This window comes from Spirosoma flavus (assembly GCF_054778555.1).
On record NZ_BAAGZL010000003.1, the window covers coordinates 216,471 to 230,059 of the forward strand.

The 13,589-nt window shown below is 48.2% G+C and carries 13 protein-coding genes; 8 read left to right on the forward strand and 5 right to left on the reverse strand.

Features of this window, described 5'->3' with window-relative positions:
* Positions 1-24: 24 nt before the first annotated feature.
* The 3 genes from ACYVF1_RS17540 to ACYVF1_RS17550 all read left to right on the forward strand — a co-directional run bounded on the left by ACYVF1_RS17540 (position 25) and on the right by ACYVF1_RS17550 (position 1,614).
* The gene (locus tag ACYVF1_RS17540) at positions 25-1,095 is read left to right on the forward strand and encodes a M42 family metallopeptidase (RefSeq protein ID WP_461081142.1); all 1,071 of its coding nucleotides are present in this window, start codon (positions 25-27) and stop codon (positions 1,093-1,095) included.
* A 70-nt stretch (positions 1,096-1,165) separates the two neighbouring features.
* Positions 1,166-1,375 (forward strand): type II toxin-antitoxin system HicB family antitoxin, encoded by a 210-nt coding sequence (locus tag ACYVF1_RS17545; protein ID WP_461081144.1) that lies wholly within the window; start codon positions 1,166-1,168, stop codon positions 1,373-1,375.
* Complete coding sequence (locus tag ACYVF1_RS17550; RefSeq protein ID WP_461081146.1) at positions 1,372-1,614, forward strand: type II toxin-antitoxin system HicA family toxin; 243 nt, start codon at positions 1,372-1,374, stop codon at positions 1,612-1,614. Before ACYVF1_RS17545 ends, ACYVF1_RS17550 begins: the two co-directional genes overlap by 4 nt.
* 23 nt (positions 1,615-1,637) lie before the next feature.
* On the opposite strand, the gene ACYVF1_RS17555 is transcribed toward ACYVF1_RS17550, so the two are convergent.
* Positions 1,638-4,613 (reverse strand): TonB-dependent receptor domain-containing protein, encoded by a 2,976-nt coding sequence (locus ACYVF1_RS17555; RefSeq protein WP_461081148.1) that lies wholly within the window; start codon positions 4,611-4,613, stop codon positions 1,638-1,640.
* A gap of 110 nt (positions 4,614-4,723) precedes the next feature.
* Positions 4,724-5,650: a GLPGLI family protein gene (locus tag ACYVF1_RS17560; protein ID WP_461081150.1), complete on the reverse strand. Its 927-nt coding sequence runs from the start codon at positions 5,648-5,650 to the stop codon at positions 4,724-4,726.
* 120 nt (positions 5,651-5,770) lie between these two features.
* Between ACYVF1_RS17560 and ACYVF1_RS17565 the strand changes: the two genes are divergently transcribed.
* Genes ACYVF1_RS17565 through ACYVF1_RS17575 form a run of 3 tightly spaced genes read left to right on the forward strand, consistent with a single transcriptional unit; the run spans position 5,771 to position 8,127 of the window.
* Positions 5,771-6,520: a helical backbone metal receptor gene (locus ACYVF1_RS17565; RefSeq protein ID WP_461081152.1), complete on the forward strand. Its 750-nt coding sequence runs from the start codon at positions 5,771-5,773 to the stop codon at positions 6,518-6,520.
* Positions 6,517-7,098 carry a Uma2 family endonuclease gene (locus tag ACYVF1_RS17570; protein WP_461081154.1) on the forward strand — a complete coding sequence of 194 codons (582 nt, stop codon included), beginning with the start codon at positions 6,517-6,519 and terminating at the stop codon, positions 7,096-7,098. Before ACYVF1_RS17565 ends, ACYVF1_RS17570 begins: the two co-directional genes overlap by 4 nt.
* Positions 7,099-8,127, forward strand: a complete 1,029-nt coding sequence (locus tag ACYVF1_RS17575) for an AraC family transcriptional regulator (protein WP_461081156.1) — start codon at positions 7,099-7,101, stop codon at positions 8,125-8,127.
* Here the strand turns inward: ACYVF1_RS17575 and ACYVF1_RS17580 are convergent.
* Positions 8,122-8,466, reverse strand: a complete 345-nt coding sequence (locus ACYVF1_RS17580; RefSeq protein ID WP_461081158.1) for a DUF4260 domain-containing protein — start codon at positions 8,464-8,466, stop codon at positions 8,122-8,124. The genes ACYVF1_RS17575 and ACYVF1_RS17580 overlap by 6 nt on opposite strands.
* Before the next feature lie 209 nt (positions 8,467-8,675).
* Here ACYVF1_RS17580 and ACYVF1_RS17585 point away from each other — a divergent pair, with 209 nt between their 5' ends.
* Entirely contained in the window at positions 8,676-9,590 is a 915-nt protein-coding gene (locus tag ACYVF1_RS17585) for a hypothetical protein (protein ID WP_461081160.1), read from the forward strand.
* On the opposite strand, the gene ACYVF1_RS17590 is transcribed toward ACYVF1_RS17585, so the two are convergent.
* Together ACYVF1_RS17590 and ACYVF1_RS17595 are read right to left on the reverse strand one after the other, a co-directional pair.
* Positions 9,587-10,393: a phytanoyl-CoA dioxygenase family protein gene (locus ACYVF1_RS17590; RefSeq protein WP_461081162.1), complete on the reverse strand. Its 807-nt coding sequence runs from the start codon at positions 10,391-10,393 to the stop codon at positions 9,587-9,589. The two genes, ACYVF1_RS17585 and ACYVF1_RS17590, sit on opposite strands and share 4 nt — an antisense overlap.
* 24 nt (positions 10,394-10,417) lie before the next feature.
* On the reverse strand, positions 10,418-11,683 hold the full coding sequence (locus ACYVF1_RS17595; RefSeq protein ID WP_461081164.1) for a 3-phosphoshikimate 1-carboxyvinyltransferase: 1,266 nt from the start codon (positions 11,681-11,683) through the stop codon (positions 10,418-10,420).
* Between the two features lie 108 nt (positions 11,684-11,791).
* On the opposite strand from ACYVF1_RS17595, the gene nagA reads away from it, so the two are divergent.
* The gene (gene nagA, locus ACYVF1_RS17600; protein ID WP_461081166.1) at positions 11,792-12,949 is read left to right on the forward strand and encodes an N-acetylglucosamine-6-phosphate deacetylase; all 1,158 of its coding nucleotides are present in this window, start codon (positions 11,792-11,794) and stop codon (positions 12,947-12,949) included.
* Positions 12,950-13,589 lie beyond the last annotated feature (640 nt).

The following is a 13,589-nucleotide window of genomic DNA, read 5'->3' on the forward strand; positions in this document are numbered from 1 at the left end:
ATCCGCAATTAGCTCCTAGTTTTCATGAACGAACACAGTAAAGAATTTCTGTATAAGTACCTCAATAATGCCTCCCCCACCGGTTTTGAATCGTCGGGACAGCAGATTTGGCTGGATTACATTAAACCCTACACCGACGAATATATTGTCGATACGTATGGCACGGCTGTTGGCGTAATTGGTTCTGGTAAAGATTACAAAGTAGTCATCGAAGCTCACTCCGATGAGATTTCGTGGTTCGTCAATTACATTTCCGATGATGGCTATATTTTCGTCCGGCGTAACGGCGGTTCCGATGCCCTCATTGCGCCCTCAATGCGTGTAAATCTGCACACCAAAAAAGGCACAGTGGAAGGTGTTTTTGGCTGGCCAGCCATTCACGTTCGCGACTTGGCTAAAGACACCGCTCCGAAAGTAACCGACCTGTTCATCGACGTGGGCGCTGCAACTAAAGAGGAAGTGCTGAACATGGGAATTCACGTCGGTACAGTCTGCACGTTTGTGGATGGCCTGACGGAAATGAACAATCGCTACTACGTTGGTCGGGCGCTGGACAACCGCATGGGCGGATTCATGATTGCCGAAGTGGCTCGTTTGTTGAAAGAAAACAACGTAACGCTGCCGTTCACGCTCTACGTAGTGAATGCAGTTCAGGAAGAAATCGGCCTGCGCGGTGCCGAAATGATCGCCCGTCGCCTAAAACCCGACCTCGCTATCTGTACCGACGTAACGCACGATACGCAATCGCCGAAGTACGACAAAAAAGAACAGGGCGATCTGAAATGTGGCGATGGTCCTGTTTTATGCTACGGTCCGGCGGTGCAGAACAACGTACTGGATTTTATGATTGCTGTGGCCGAAATGAAAGAAATCGCTTTCCAACGGCAAGCCGTGAGCCGCTCGACCGGCACCGATACCGATGCCTTTGCCTACGCCACGGAAGGCATTGCCTCAGCCCTGATTTCGCTGCCCCTCAAGTACATGCACACGACCGTAGAAACGGTTCACATGGACGACGTACAGAACGTCATTAAACTCATGTACGAAACCCTGCTGGCGTTGAAAGGCAACGAAGATTTCCGATATATCAAATGAAATGAAAAAGAAGCCGGATAAATTTCCGGCTTCTTTTGTTACCTTGTAGACTATCAATTGTCTTATCAATATGAAAGAACTAATCTTTTTAGTTGAAGAAGACCCAGAGGGCGGTTATACAGCGCAGGCTGTTGGCGAAAATATTTTTACGCAGGGAGAATCAATGGCTGAATTAAAAACAATGATTCGGGATGCCATTGATTGCCACTATGATAACCCATCTCAGTGGCCACAACTTGTACGGCTGCATTTCGTAAAAGACGAAGTGTTCGCGCTATGAGAATACCGCGCAATCTGACTGGTCTTGAATTAATAAAGTTGTTAAAGGCATTGGGTTACGAAGTCACTCGTCAAACAGGGAGCCATATCAGGATTGAAACCATGCAAAATGGTCAGCACTGTGAAACCATCCCTCGACATGACCCAATCAAAATTGGCACCCTGAATAACATCCTCAAAAATATCTCAGCGCATTTTAATTTGACCAAAGAAGAATTAGCCAAGAAGCTATTCGAATAGATTTTAGTCAGTGATTTCATTGATTACCCATTCCGGCGGAAACCGCCACCTTGACCACGATTACCGCCACGTTCACGCTGCTGGAACGGATCACGCGGGGCCGTAACGCCCGCCCCGAACTTGCGCAGGTTATACACGAAGCTGATCATGAAATACCGGTTCAGCACGCGGCTCTGCACTTCTTCAGTATAGGTATCCGTTACGTTCCGAACGATGCTGCGGTTCTGATTTAGCAAGTCGAACGCCTGAAACCGGATTTCACCCTGATTCTGTTTAAATAACTGCCGCGACAACGTAGCATTCCAGAGCGTAAACTTCTGATTATAAGAGCCCGCACTACCGCTATAGTTATTGTAATACACATCGGTCGAGAAGGTAAACTTAAGCGGCAGTTGGTAGTATAAATCCAACGTAACAGTCTGATTCAGGAACGTAGTATTCTGCTGTGGTTGCAGTGAATACTTCGCCGATTGCAGGTTGACATTACCACCCAGGTTCAAATCCAGTTTTTCCGAGAAATTCGAGCTGATCCGTACGCCCTGACCAACCAGCCAGTTTTTGGCTTCGTTGGGCTGATTATTCACAAAGCTCTGCCCGCGATTGTGCGTTACGTTGGTTGTTAAATTGATGTTCGTTTTCTGCGAACCAATTGTAACAGGCTGCCCGAATACCAGAGACCCATTCAGCGTATAATAGCCATTTGTGTTAACCGGCTGCGTCGTCTGCGCACCTGACGATGTGAAATTGGTCGCGTTTACGATTTTGTTATCAGTCCGGCTCAGGTTCACGGATGCAAACATATTACGGTACGTAGCGGAATTAAACCGGTTGAAATTCAATGATATAGTATGACTGTATTCAGGTTGCAGATTCGGATTTCCCAGTTGTATATTCAGCGGATTGGTGTTGTTCGGAACGGGCTGCAACTGATTCACTGAAGGTGCATTGATACGTGTCCGGTAATTGAGACGTAGTGTGCGCTGTTTCCCGAAATTGTAGGTAAATAACGCATTCGGGAGAATATTCGTAAACGACCGGTTCAGATGCGTTTCGCGACTCAGGTTATCCGAATTCAGACTGGCCTGCTGCGCATCAACGCCCAGTGCATAGGTGTATTTCAGCCGTTTCGTCTGCCAGGTCAGCCCGCCCCGATTCGTTACGTAGTCGTTGATAAAATTGTTGCTCAACTGTCCGTTCAGCAAATCGTACTGGTTCGTGAGTGCGTTGAAATCATTCACCGCCCGGTTCGATGTATTGTGGTTGTTCGACAGGTTGTAGTGAAATTCCAGCGTCTGGCGCAGCGAAAGCGGTTCTGTGTAACTCACATTCACCGAGTTCGTCATCGAGCGGGTTATCTGATTGTTACGTTGGTTAATCGCCTGAGTCGTGATTCCGGTCAACGTATCTTTTGTAATTACGCCCGATGTCAGCGTAGTCGATGAACCATTATACCGATTCAATGACCGGTTGATGCCTTCGTTGTCCTGGTTGTTGAAGGCGATGTTCCAGTTTACCGAAAACGTCCGGCCTTTTTTCCGGAATTTACGGAATAACAACAGCGAATTGTTCCCGTTAAAACCATCGCCATCCGATACGTAATTCGTCTGGCTTGAGTTGGCCAGCACCCCCTCTCGGGTCAACGTAGTAGCCGAACTCTGGTTATTATAATTGGAGTTGAGCCATGATAAATTTGGAATTACCCGAATGGTTGTCAACGTATCAAGTCGGTAATCGAACCGGAGGTTAAACCGATGATTCGTATTGGTATTGTCGGAACCGTTGACCTGGTCACGAATAAAACCCGCATCGGCCCGCGTTGGCCCTGTCGTACCCGTTGGCACTACGTTCTCACGGTGGCTTTTCTGGTCGGTCAATGTATTGGTATTGCTGACGTTATAGCTGCTCACTACGTCGATTTTCTTGCCCCAGCCGTCGCGGTAGTTGATGCCTCCCGCCCACGACTGCGTAATGGCATTACTACCCACCTGACCGCCCCCGCCAAAACTACCGCCACCAGCGCCACCCCGAACCATGTTGCTACCGCCACCACCGCCCATACCCTGACCAGCACCGCCAAAATTGCTGCCGAGACCTAAATCCTGCGCGGTAAAGCCCTGCTGATTAATGTTGTTAGCCATCCCCAGCATCGAAATCTGGCGGCCATTATTGAACTGATTGAAGCTCACCCGACCCGAATAACGGGCATTATCGCCGGGCTTGGGTCCCACAGCGAGCGACTGCTGCCCAAAGGAGCCTTTCTTCTTGTCTTTTTTAGTGGTGATGTTGATTGTTTTCTCGCGGTCGCCATCATCTACGCCCGAAAAGGCCGACTGTTCAGATGCCTGGTCGAAAAGCTGTACTTTGTCAATGATATCGGCGGGAAGATTCCGGGTCGCCATTTTGGGATCATTCCCGAAGAATGGTTTTCCATCGACCATCACCTTTGTTACCGTTTGCCCCTGCGCTTTAATAGCACCGTCGCGGTCGACTTCAACACCGGGGAGTTTTTTGAGCAATTCCTCGACCTGCGCATTCGGGCGGGTTTTGAACGAACCCGCGTTAAATTCCAGCGTGTCACCTTTCACGGCTACGGGCGCGCGTTCGCCCTGCACCGACACTTCGTTCAGCGTCTGCGATTCGCCTACGAGTTCAAGCGTTCCGGCGTCGGCAGTCAAATCGGTTTTTGTGATTGACACGCGTTTCGCCCGACTCCGATACCCCAGATACGAAACCAGCACGCGGTATTGACCTTCAGCCACTTTCGGAAATTCGAATTTGCCGTCGCCGTCCGTAATCCCAAACGACACCAGCGACGAGTCGCGTGCCGACAGTAACGACACCGACGCTTCAAGCAACGGCTTCCGGCTCACCGAATCGACCACTGCCCCCCGAATAACGCCCGATGACTGAGCAAAGGCGGTATTCATGAATAATGCAAAATGGATGATGACAAATGTGCCAATCAGAAATCGCTTCGATATAAATAGGGAAGTGTTCATTTTACATTCGTTATTCATTGATTGACCGGCGCCGACAGACTCTGGCTGTTGGAGACGCGATAGCGGCTAATTGTAACTACAACCGACAGCCAGAGCCTGTCGGTGCCTAATTAATTTCTCGGGAACGGGTTGTTCTGCATCATTCGCTGACGAAAATCGGCCATTGCTTTTCGACGTATCTGATTCATTTCATCTTCTGAGATGGCTTTTGCATCCTTAGGCGGTTGAACAGAGGCTTCAATTACGGCCTCCATCGATACGTTCGTTGCTTTAAACGACTGACTATCAGATTCAATCTGCAATACAACCCCTTTTTCCGGCGTCAGGGCCGCCACTGGCGAATAGGTAAAAGGCAGGTCGGTTGTGTACCAGATTGTATAGTTTTCAGCGGGTGCCTGAGGTGCCTGAGCTTGCGCATTGGCGCTGGCATCAGCAGTACCACTGCCTCCATTTGCCCCGTTCCGTTCACGGTTCATCCGGCGTTGTGGAGTATAAGCGACCGTAGCTTTGTGGCAAACGTAACCGGCAATTTTTTTGGTCTTGTCCGACAATTGCCATCCTTCGGATTTAGCTAGCGGATGCTCTGTCCGATATACCTGTTTTACCGAATCTTTGGTTATGGTCACAACGTCGATTCGCTGCCGATTCGCTAAATCAAGATACGACTGTTGCTCAAGTGGCGGGGTCATCCGCATCTCGCGTGGCCGATTACCCTGTCCACCCGATCCTCCCTGACCACCATCCATTTGACGACGAAACATCATATTTCCACCCGGACGGTCGGTTTCTTCTTTAGCCATCGTGCCGGAGAAGACCAATTTCTGCGTGAATGATATTACGTCAGGCATACCTTCGGGCGCATCAGGGGCACCCGGCCTATCCGACCGAACTTCCTGGCCATTGATAACCATGCGCATCTGCGACCGGTCGATCTGGCGCATACCTTCATACGTAATTTTGCCGGATACGCTGGTCTGCGCCAGCGCTGATACGCTAAAAAGCCCGGCTGATAAACAGGCAAAAATGAATTGTTTCATAGCGAAATGAGAGATTCTTAGTGTAAACGTTGCACATTTTTTTTAACTGAGGACGAAAATCTTGTTAAAAGCAGCTAAATCGGTTCCGAGTCGGTTATTTTGCCCGCTAAATGCTACGCTATGCAGCCCAAACGCATTATTTCTCTGGTTCCATCCATCACAGAACTCCTCTTCGAATTAGGTCTGGACGACGAGATCGTTGGCCTCACAAAATTTTGCATTTACCCGACTGATAAAGTTACGCATAAGGCCATCGTAGGTGGCACTAAGACATTAAAATTCAACGAAATACAGGCGCTACGTCCCGATTTGATTATAGCCAACAAAGAAGAAAATACCCGCGAACAGATTGAAGAACTACAACGTCACTACGTTGTTCACCTGACTGACGTAACAACGCTTGGAGATGCGGTTGCAATGATCCGTGAAGTCGGTACGTCGGTTGGAAAAAATGAGGAAGCCGAAGCTATCGCGAAGCAACTTGAAAAAACGCTACGTCCCACACCCATTTCCCTTCGCCAACGCGTTGCTTATTTCATCTGGCGAAATCCGTACATGGTGGCCGCCAGTGATACGTTCATTGACGCCATGCTGAACGTAGCGGGCTTCGAAAATGCGTTTGTCCATCAAACCCGCTATCCAGAAGTGACAGTTGAAGACATTCAAACTGCCCAGCCCGACCTTATTTTTCTATCCTCCGAACCCTATCCCTTTGCCGAAAAACACGTAGCAGAATTTCAGGCAATGTGCCCATCGGCGCGGGTGATGTTGGTAGATGGTGAGTTGTTTTCGTGGTACGGAAGTCGATTGTTGCGGTCGTCGGACTATTTTAGGAACTTGCGTAACGAAATCGACAATCTACGCGTATGATTACCGATATCTCGCAACTCGACCCTAACGGCACCTACACTTACGCCGACTACCTGAAATGGCAGTTCGACGAAAGTGTCGAATTGATTAAAGGGAAAATATACCGGATATCGCCGGCACCCCGGCGTGCACATCAGTCAGCAGTCAGCCATTTACTAATTGACATTGGTAGTTTTTTCGGCGACAAAAGATGTGAAATTTATACTGCCCCGTTCGATGTGCGGTTGCCTGTACGTAACGAACGTAAACCTGATCAACTACATACCGTCGTTCAACCTGATCTTTGTGTGATTTGCGATACGTCCAAACTAGATGACGCAGGGTGTTTAGGTGCTCCAGATTGGATTATTGAAATTACGTCGCCCCGAACGACAAAAAACGATTTTAATGAGAAATTCAATCTTTATGAAGAGTCGGGCGTGCGGGAATACTGGATTGTACAGCCTAAAGAAAAGACGGTGAACGTCTATGTACTTGAGGATGGTAAGTACGCGCTGGTCGATGTTTATGAATCGGGTGAAATTCCGAGTCGTATTTTTCCCGACCTGATTGTTTCGCACGAACGCATTTTCCGTTAGATGCCAGCTACTACTGATACGCTTTCTATTGGCTCGATCAACCTGATTTTGTATGCGGCCAAACGATGCGGAGCTGACGCCGATAAGCTGGCTCGCACGATTGGCATTACGTCAGAGCAACTTCGCGATCCAGACGGACGCGTGTCAATTTCAAAAGTTCAATCGCTCTGGCATGAAATTGTGAACGCGACTGGTGATGCTGACATAGCGCTGAAACTCGGCGAATTGGTAAATCCGTTAACTCTTGGCGTGCTGGCCTACGTAATGATGCACGCGCCTACGTTAGGAAAAGCGTTGGAAAAGCTCTGTAAGTATCAGGATATTGCCTGCGAAGGAGTTCGCACAACGGGGCAGTTCACTACGTCGGCGACCGGCGAAAAGCAATACGTTCTATCGCTTCAGATCACTAGTGATTCGATTATTTATCCTCAGCACACGCTTAACTCTGAGCTATCAATTTATCTTTCGGCAATGCGTGCGTTGACCGGCCAGGACGTAGTACCGCGTGAAGTCCATTTTGTCCATCCATGTCCAATTGACACGCGTGTGTATGAGCGGGTATTTGCCCCTGCCCGTTTGATTTTCGACGCCAACGTAACGGCTATGGTGCTCGATGCTACGTTACTCGATCTGCCTATTCTGAATGCCAGTGCTACGTTGTTGGACCTTTTCGAAAAACACGCAGCCGCTAGTCTGGACCGACTTAAAACGCCCACATTGAGCAAACGGGTCAAAACAGAAATCGTTGCCATGATGAAAGGCGAAGAGCCCACATTAGCCGCCATTGCCGACCGTTTGGCGATGGGAATGCGTACGCTTCAACTTCACTTGAAAGAAGCCGGTACTACGTATCAGCAGTTGCTCGATGAAACTCGCAAAGAACTTGCCGTCAGTCATTTACGTGAGCCTAACCTCAGTACTACCGATATTGCCTATCTGCTTGGTTTTGCGGAACCAAGTGTATTTTTCCGGTCGTTTAAAAAATGGACAGGACAAACACCGGGTGCTTACCGAATGGCCACGCTATAGACTTTCTAAACTCGTGTGTTTGAAACTGTCGAAGTATTTTAAGCCGTATCCCATTGTGCGATCCATAGTTGAATGGGCGAAAAGTATTACACCCGCCAGCATGAGATATTGATTCCCCGCTGCTAAGCCCAACAAACCGATAACAACGCCTAACCCTTTGTGGTGCACTACGTTATACAATACTGCGCCTACTGCCGGATTTATCAGATAACCAATCATGCTGATGTCGGGTAGTAGAATCAGTGCCGGAAACCACCACCATGCGAAATTCAGTTGAGAAAACAGGTAGATAGCCCCCAGAAATTGAATTAGTTCTTCCGATTTTAAAAGCGTTTTCATGATGTTTGCGAGTCAATTAGTACATCACAAAGGTCATGCGCAAAGATCAGGTGGTCGCTGACGAAACATGAAAACAGACTGACGGATTGCGAAAAAGTGAAGCACAATTACCCGTATTTTTCGCTACTCGCAACACTGGAAACAGAAAAAGCGTAATCATCATAGAACTCACTCTATGATTGATCTTTCCTGTTAACCAAGCGATTACGATGAAACACATTTTCTTTATCTTTCTTTTTCTGGGCTCATTCCTTTCCGCACAAGCGCAGGAGGTCGTCATCGATACGAGTGATGTTGCCCCTCCACCAGTGCGCGTTCACGGACGCCTGACTGCTGATCCAAATGATCGGGTCGACGATTTGCGATACGGCAAACTTCGTACTGCTGATGACAAACGAGCTGATTATCTACAATCACAACGATTAAAAGAAATACGTACGCTTTCGATAAACGTAGAAGGCGGACTTCGAAACGAAGTCAGTACGTTAAGCAGCTCATTGAATGGATTGATCATCAGCAACTTACCTATGAAAACTAACTGGAGCGTTTTACTAGGGTATAGTTTTCAAAACAACTGGGCGATTGAGGCCGGTTACGGTTACCTGCCTATTCGTCTGAATGTCACTGTCGCCAATGGTTCCAGACCACTCGCTTATAATTATCAAAATAGTAGTAATGGCGCTACGGTACGTATGAAACGACGTATTGGCTCTGGCAAACGTTCCTTAAATAATACCGGATTTTGGCTAACAGGAGGGGCCTGGCTGATTCCTAACGGCAGTGGCCAGATTGATCCATTGCGTTTAACAGGACGTAGCACTCCACGGCGGAATCAAGCTGCCGATACGCTCCAGCTCGACATTACTACGTCCATTGCCAATCGGTTCACAGGGATGGCGGAATTGGGCGCTGAGTATACCGTCCGGATTGCTTCTTCGGTAGAAATGGGCTTTTACGCGCGCAAGTATTGGGGAATTGGCAATGCCCTCCAATCAACAATTACGTACAAAGTAAACAATGTGACAGAGCAGCAGTCGTTGATTAAGTCTGATGGATCTGGCTGGGGTTTTGGCGTCGCGCTACGTTTCATCCTCGAACGCGAGCACGAATTCAAAGAACGTTAACCAACCAATTTCTTCACATCCAATACTTTTATTTTATTCTGATCGGCTTTTTTCAGCGTTTCGGGTGAGTAATTGGATAAGCGCACATTTTCCTGCATGTCAGCCCGTTTCTGGATGTGGTTTTCCAGATAATGGTCAAGATGTTTGCCTTCAAGCCCGTAGCTAAAAAACATCGATACGCGTTCCCCCTGCTGCTCACGGAAAAGAAAATCAGGAAGGCGGTTTTCCAGACCTATATGCAACGGTAAGCTAGTCAAAACTTTCAGTCGACGGGCGTTGCCGCTGTGTAAAGTACGCATATTCCAGACTACAATATCGCCCGCACGAGTATCGGCAAACACATCGGCACCATCGGCTGCGTTGTGGCTACCGGATTTAAACCGGATGCCACCACTATACGTATCGTGATCCTGCAAATAAATACCGAAACGAATCAGTGGATAATTTCCATCCCAATCAGCGCCTTGCCCAAACTGGTAACGGTCAATGTTATCCCGGTGGAAACCACGGGTTCCGGTGCCAATCTGATACGTACTATCGGAGAAATAAACGGGCGTATCGCCCAGAAGTTCGGTAGCAATACTGACAATACGTGGATCGTAAATCACCCAGCCCAATCCTTCTTTGCTTAGCAGATCACCTTTTACGGAAGCCGCCTGTTTCACCTGCTTCACCAGACCAAGCTTCTGCTGCTGATCACGATACGTATAGGCCGACTTACGCAGTTGGTCTACTTCATCTGGCGTAAATACGTTACGGACGATTAAATAGCCTTGTTGTTCAAATTGGTCCCGTCTTGTCATAGCCGTAAGGTTCTCTAAAGCAATTTAATTCACTGAATCGGTAAACTCAACTTTGGCCACTTGCGCCAGATCGTCCCAGAAACTTGGGTACGATTTATCAACTACACGAGGTTCGTCAATAATAATTTCCTCGCGCATGGCCACGGGAGCAAACGCCATCGCCATGCGGTGGTCGTCGTAGGTTTTGATAGTTGCCGGAACTGAATGTTCGCCCGTAAGCCGATGTACTTCATACCGATGATTTGGCTCAAGTTCAACGAGTTCAGCCCCAATTTTTTGTAATTCTGCCTGTAGTGCCGCTACTCGATCTGTTTCCTTAATTTTCAAACTTTCGATACCTGTTAAATGTAACGTAACACCTTTGACAGCTGCACAAACCGCAACCGTCTGCGCCAAATCCGGACAGTCCGTAAAATCCCACGCCAGCGAATCGCTATTAGTTCCTTTAGTCAGTTTAACCCCCGTTTCAGTAAACGTACTTTCGACCCCAAGGGAACGCATAATATCTACGATGGCGCTATCGCCCTGCAACGATTTTGGTTTGAGCCCCAACAGATTAACTACGGCCGTCTCATCTTTTGCCAGAGCCGCTACGCTGTACCAATAACTCGCGCCCGACCAGTCGGATTCAATGGCGTAAGGTTTTGGGATGTATGGTTTTGGCGCTACTGTAATGGTTTTTGCGTCCCAATCAGCCTGCACGTCTGCCCCGAAATAAATCATCTGCTCGATGGTCATCTCCATATATGGCCGCGAACCAATAGCGCCAGTTAGCGCCAGCGTTAAGCCATTGGGCAGCATGGGGGCAATCATTAACAGCGCCGAAATATATTGACTGCTCACATCCCCTCGAATGCTTAGTCGATTCGTGGTCGAAGGCGTAAACCCGTTCAGTTGTAGCGGTGGATAGCCCTCGTTTTTCAGGTACGTAATGTCGGCACCTAGCGAACGTAGCGCATCGACTAAAATACCGATGGGTCGCTCGCACATGCGCGGGGTGCCGGTCATGGTTTTCTGTTTGCCTGTAACGGCAAAATAGGCCGTTAGAAAACGCATGGTTGTGCCCGCGTCCAGTACGTCGGCGGTTGCAACGTCTGACTTCAGCAAACGTATCATCGTCTGCGTATCGCGGGCGGTTGATAGGTTGGTAAGGTCACACTGAAAACTCGTCAGGGCATCAATAATCAGGGCGCGGTTACTTTCACTTTTCGAGGAAGCCAGCGGAATAGTAGCCTGGACTAAACCAGGGTTCGTCAACGTAGCGAGAGGAGATAAACGGGCAGCGTTCAAAGGCAAAACAGATTGGTACTGAAACAAATTTGTTCGCAAAAAAACGAAAATTCGGGTAGATTCCGGCCATTATTCTCCTGTCTAATCATAGGCAACCCGTTTTATCCCATGACTCAGTTTATTAATGCCACCGTCTTTACCGGCGACGAATGGCTGACCAGCGCATCCGTCCGTGTCGACAACGGTCGTATTCAGGAAGTTAGCGTATCTCCAGATTCATCTGGCGAAGATACTATCGACCTCAACGGTGATTACCTTGTTCCGGGCCTGATCGATCTGCAATTGTACGGCGGCTCCGATTTGTTCCTGAACGATGTTCCTACGCCCGACACCGTCCGGCATATTTACAACTCACACGCCCGCAACGGCACCACTACGTTACTGCCCACGATACATTCTACGTCCCTCGAAATCATGCAGCAGTCGATGGCGGCTGTAGCAGTGGTACGTGACGAAAATCCATTTGGCGTGCCCGGCCTTCACGCCGAAGGACCGTATTTTAATCCGATTAAACGGGGGGCTCACAGCATGGCTTACGTTCGCACACCCGCTGAAGGTGAACTGGAAGCCTTATTCAGCACCAACGCCGACGTAATACGTATTCTGACACTGGCTCCTGAAATACTTACACCTGAGCAGTTGGCAACTCTTAAACAACTGAAAGCCAGTACTACGTTGCTATCGCTTGGGCACAGTAATGCTACGTATCAGCAGGCTACGTCGGCATTCAACGACGGTTTTCCGCTGGCTACGCACCTCTACAACGCCATGCGTGGTTTCGAAAGTCGCGAACCGGGCGTAGTGGGCTCGGTATTCGATCATCCGTCGGTACGTGCTAGCATCATCGCCGACAGTTATCATTGCAATCCAACTACGATACGGATTGCTTATCGGCTTATGGGCGAACGGCTTTTTCTGATTTCAGACGCTTTGTTTGCCAACCCACCCCGGCCTACGTTTGAGCTAGGACAGTTCGTGGTACATTTCGAGTCTGACCCTGCCGGTGGCCCCGGCCGCTACGTTAATGACGAAGGAAATTTGGCGGGCTCAGCCATTACGTTGATCGACTGCGTTCGCATTGCGGTGGAGCAGGCAGGAATTCCGCTAACGAACGCACTACGTATGGCGTCGGTAATTCCGGCCGAAATTATTAGCATGGGCGATCAATTAGGGAAAATTCAGACGGGATACGTAGCAAATCTGCTTCATGTAGATAAGTTGCTTAATACCAAAAATGTGTGGGCTTCAGGGGTACGAATCAGTTGAAATGAATTTGATTAGTAAATAACTACTGGGAATGACAGCTCTTCTCAGTAGTTATTTACTTACCAAAGCACCAGGAAAAGTATCTACAAAATAATATAAAGCCCCGAAAATTCGCCGGAAAATAGACTATATATATTTTTCTATTGCACTATTCAAACAATGCAATATTTTATATTGACTATTACTTGACAAACATAATTTTAATTGGCATATTTGATTAAGTACAACAAAATAGTATTCTCCTCTCATTAATTTGAGCGCTACGGAGAGTTTCGCTATTCAGGGCATTTGCAGTCACCATTTTCCAGTCAACAGGCTGGCTGATTACCCGTTTTCAGTTTATGTATTACGTTCATGAGCAGGCCCATAAATGCCTGATAGATAATCTATTACCTTTTTTAAAATTATTCAACCTAATTCATCAGCATCATGAGACGATACAACGCTACAGGTACGTTTTCAGGTCGCCGAAGCTACACGCCCGGCATTATGCAGTATTCTTCCCCGACCTCTCCGGTCGTTAACCCATTTGGGACACGCAGCGAACAGCGTCAGCAACAAACGGGTATCCAATATCATTCGAAGAGAGAACAGCATCGCAGCTAGTACGCGTGCACGACGCAACTAACAAGCTTCCAAC

Excerpts from the sequence above, each read along its gene's own strand:
- ACYVF1_RS17585 (WP_461081160.1), top strand. The coding sequence starts at position 8,676 with ATGAAACACATTTTCTTTATCTTTCTTTTTCTGGGCTCATTCCTTTCC.
- ACYVF1_RS17545 (WP_461081144.1), top strand. The coding sequence starts at position 1,166 with ATGAAAGAACTAATCTTTTTAGTTGAAGAAGACCCAGAGGGCGGTTAT.
- ACYVF1_RS17555 (WP_461081148.1), bottom strand. The coding sequence starts at position 4,613 with ATGAACACTTCCCTATTTATATCGAAGCGATTTCTGATTGGCACATTT.
- ACYVF1_RS17570 (WP_461081154.1), top strand. The coding sequence starts at position 6,517 with ATGATTACCGATATCTCGCAACTCGACCCTAACGGCACCTACACTTAC.
- nagA (WP_461081166.1), top strand. The coding sequence starts at position 11,792 with ATGACTCAGTTTATTAATGCCACCGTCTTTACCGGCGACGAATGGCTG.
- ACYVF1_RS17550 (WP_461081146.1), top strand. The coding sequence starts at position 1,372 with ATGAGAATACCGCGCAATCTGACTGGTCTTGAATTAATAAAGTTGTTA.
- ACYVF1_RS17540 (WP_461081142.1), top strand. The coding sequence starts at position 25 with ATGAACGAACACAGTAAAGAATTTCTGTATAAGTACCTCAATAATGCC.
- ACYVF1_RS17565 (WP_461081152.1), top strand. The coding sequence starts at position 5,771 with ATGCAGCCCAAACGCATTATTTCTCTGGTTCCATCCATCACAGAACTC.
- ACYVF1_RS17590 (WP_461081162.1), bottom strand. The coding sequence starts at position 10,393 with ATGACAAGACGGGACCAATTTGAACAACAAGGCTATTTAATCGTCCGT.
- ACYVF1_RS17560 (WP_461081150.1), bottom strand. The coding sequence starts at position 5,650 with ATGAAACAATTCATTTTTGCCTGTTTATCAGCCGGGCTTTTTAGCGTA.
- ACYVF1_RS17575 (WP_461081156.1), top strand. The coding sequence starts at position 7,099 with ATGCCAGCTACTACTGATACGCTTTCTATTGGCTCGATCAACCTGATT.
- ACYVF1_RS17580 (WP_461081158.1), bottom strand. The coding sequence starts at position 8,466 with ATGAAAACGCTTTTAAAATCGGAAGAACTAATTCAATTTCTGGGGGCT.